This window comes from Mesorhizobium sp. B2-4-3 (genome assembly GCF_006442815.1).
Lineage (GTDB): Bacteria > Pseudomonadota > Alphaproteobacteria > Rhizobiales > Rhizobiaceae > Mesorhizobium.
This window is the reverse complement of the sequence record NZ_VFVL01000071.1, coordinates 1-2,395: the sequence shown is the minus strand read 5'-3', so window position 1 is coordinate 2,395 and position 2,395 is coordinate 1. Positions and strand designations below refer to the sequence as shown.

The window sequence follows — 2,395 nt, the reverse complement described above, 5'->3', positions numbered from 1 at the left end:
ACGGCACGCTGCGGCCGCGGGATACTTGCAGGGTCCGCTAAAGTACCTACATCCAGTGTCAGCGGTCCAAAGGAGGACGCTGACATGAGCTACCTGATGTTCCGCATCTCGATCGCTCTCGCTTTGTTTTTGATGGCTGACGGCATTGCCCATGCTAGCAAGATCATTGGCAACGGCTAACGGATTGAGGGGCATGCGTCTCATGCCGGCCCCTACCCTTCCTGATAATGCTCCCCGGTAGATGATGGCCCGGCATATCAGCTGGGGTTGTGGGCATGGTGCAAGCGCACCGACAGGACGACGAAGAACAGGAAGAAGAGCGGCGCCAGCATGTTGCCGACGCGCTGGAGATGATGCTGACGAAGTCCGCCAGTTCCATCAATAGCCGTGTGTCGGAACTTGATTGCCAGCTTTGTCTGCGAGGTGCCTAAGCCAGCCCGCTTCCTTATGCGATCAAGCGCTCCAACTCGCGCATGGCCGTGGGAGCGAAGCGTCTTGCCTCCTTCGCCACGTTGACCTCCAGAGTCGCCTTTGCCGTTTCATGCAGGGTGCGCTCCGGCTGATAACCCTTTCGGCCCTCCAGCCAACTCAGGACATCGCTCAGATGCCATAGCGCACCGTTGCCTTCATGCACAGGGGTTGGAAAATCGTTGTTGCCCAGCATTAGCTTGCGAAGGTACTGACGGGACACGCCCATCAATTCGGCAACGTCCGTTAGTCCCACAAGGTCAGGCGTGGCTTCTACCAGGGTTGCGCTCGGGATAGCGGCCTTCACGTCTGCGAGCGCACTGCGAACCGCTTCCTGCGCTCTTTCCGCTTCTCGGGTAAACTCGAGAGCAAGCCGGCCGACAATGCCGATGCCCACAAGAGCATCGGTGCACCCAGCCTCGCCAAGACGCTCCACCAAGGCATCCGCGTCCTGATCGTCGTCCGCGAGACGGTACTTTAGGGTGAAAGTGTATTCCATGACGATGTCACTCCTCGCCTTCAGCCGTATCTTCGGTTCTCGCCTTATGCGTCGTGCAGTTATCGACTAGGCGCTTCAGCTTCTTTGCTTCGTTGCCAGCGTTCTTTGGCGTGCTCCAAATACTGGTTATGCAGAATTCGCCGCAACGACATTGGTCATCGTTATATGGGCAATACATCTTGCCCCACGCGTGACTTCCACCTATTTCAATCCGCCACCCTTGCGCTTCGGCGTGCCTGAGTGCGGCTTCAATTTCCTTCTTTGGGTGCGATTTACGCGCCATCTGTACCCTCAATATGCGATTCACAGATAGGTTGTCAAGTGACAACCAGTTCCGACTGACCAGCCGGATCCGGTGAGGGACCGTACTTGGCTCGATATACGTCTAGGTAGTCGGCATCTTGGCAGATGCACCGCCCTTTTGGATCCTTCTTCCGGCGTTCGGTGATTACGTCGCTCGGCATTTTTCGCAACAGGTTCAGCTTGGCCGTGGTCCAAGGCCTCCCATGATGGCCTTCTGCCCGTTTGATGATCTCTCCAGCCAGCATGATCCCGGCCATTGCGGCCTGAAACGCCATCGGCACCTCCACCTTGACAGGACTCCGCCCGGCAGTGACTTCAAAGACAACTCCGCCACAAATGGCCCCTTGATAAAGAGCGCGCAACGGCTTGCCGACAAATGGAAGCAGAGGATCGATCGGGATGGCCAGCCTGCTGGCAATTTCCTCTATCAGCGCCGCGTCGACAGGGCTTCCGTTATGCAGCATGGGGCGCACCACCTCGAGCTTTCGATCCTCGAGGCCTAGCGCGGCGGCAATCTCGTCGTCCTGGTCGGGTACGGTCCCATTTGGCAGGTAGATACACGCCAGGCACGCCATGTCGTCGTCGAATCCATGATGCGACACTCCAAGGTCACCTCGCTGCGTCCAGGAGTTGATCGTCCAGCGGGGGAGCGCGCCTTGCACGGCGATTCGGTCCGCCGCGGAATCGAGCGCAACCGCCACATGCCGCATCGAACCCGCTGGAAACGCCTGCCATCGCGCCTCGTGCCCGATAACAGACAGGCCGGGGTTGTGCTTGATGTATCGGCTGGCGAGCTTCACTTTACTCCGTCCGACGTCCCGCTCGAGAGCCATTACGTATCGCTGAAGGTTGCCCTGATCGATCGTTTCCGGATCGACGACCTCAAGCGCTCCTGTCAGGCCCGTGATGCGGGAGAGCCCCCAAATCGCTCCATTGCCAATTGCTCCGAGGCCGAGCAGGACAAGACGATCCAGGTCTACGTTGCTAGGAAGTGCCGGGTTCACCTGCGAACCTGGTGCGTAATCGAATAGTGAGAAGGCAACCGCCTCGTCGACCGAGGCCCCGCTCAGTTGCGCGCCGAAGACGGAACGGAACAGATTAGCGGCCGCGATGCACGCTGCGGCG

The 2,395-nt window shown here is 58.9% G+C and carries 4 protein-coding genes; 1 reads left to right on the top strand and 3 read right to left on the bottom strand.

Annotated elements, in window-relative coordinates:
- Window positions 1–180: hypothetical protein (locus FJ956_RS30745; protein ID WP_210243620.1), on the top strand; the 180-nt coding region annotated here is incomplete at its 5' end.
- A 265-nt stretch (window positions 181–445) separates the two neighbouring features.
- Here FJ956_RS30745 and FJ956_RS30360 read toward each other — a convergent pair.
- The 3 genes from FJ956_RS30360 to FJ956_RS30350 all read right to left on the bottom strand — a co-directional run.
- Window positions 446–967 carry a DNA-binding protein gene (locus FJ956_RS30360; protein WP_140782025.1) on the bottom strand — a complete coding sequence of 174 codons (522 nt, stop codon included), beginning with the start codon at window positions 965–967 and terminating at the stop codon, window positions 446–448.
- 7 nt (window positions 968–974) lie between these two features.
- Window positions 975–1,250 carry a hypothetical protein gene (locus FJ956_RS31085; RefSeq protein WP_140684801.1) on the bottom strand — a complete coding sequence of 92 codons (276 nt, stop codon included), beginning with the start codon at window positions 1,248–1,250 and terminating at the stop codon, window positions 975–977.
- Window positions 1,251–1,284: 34 nt separating this feature from the next.
- Window positions 1,285–2,395 (bottom strand): ThiF family adenylyltransferase (locus FJ956_RS30350; protein WP_140782024.1); only part of this gene is annotated, 1,111 nt, incomplete at its 5' end.

Excerpts from the sequence above, each read along its gene's own strand:
- FJ956_RS30360 (WP_140782025.1), bottom strand. The coding sequence starts at position 967 with ATGGAATACACTTTCACCCTAAAGTACCGTCTCGCGGACGACGATCAG.
- FJ956_RS31085 (WP_140684801.1), bottom strand. The coding sequence starts at position 1,250 with ATGGCGCGTAAATCGCACCCAAAGAAGGAAATTGAAGCCGCACTCAGG.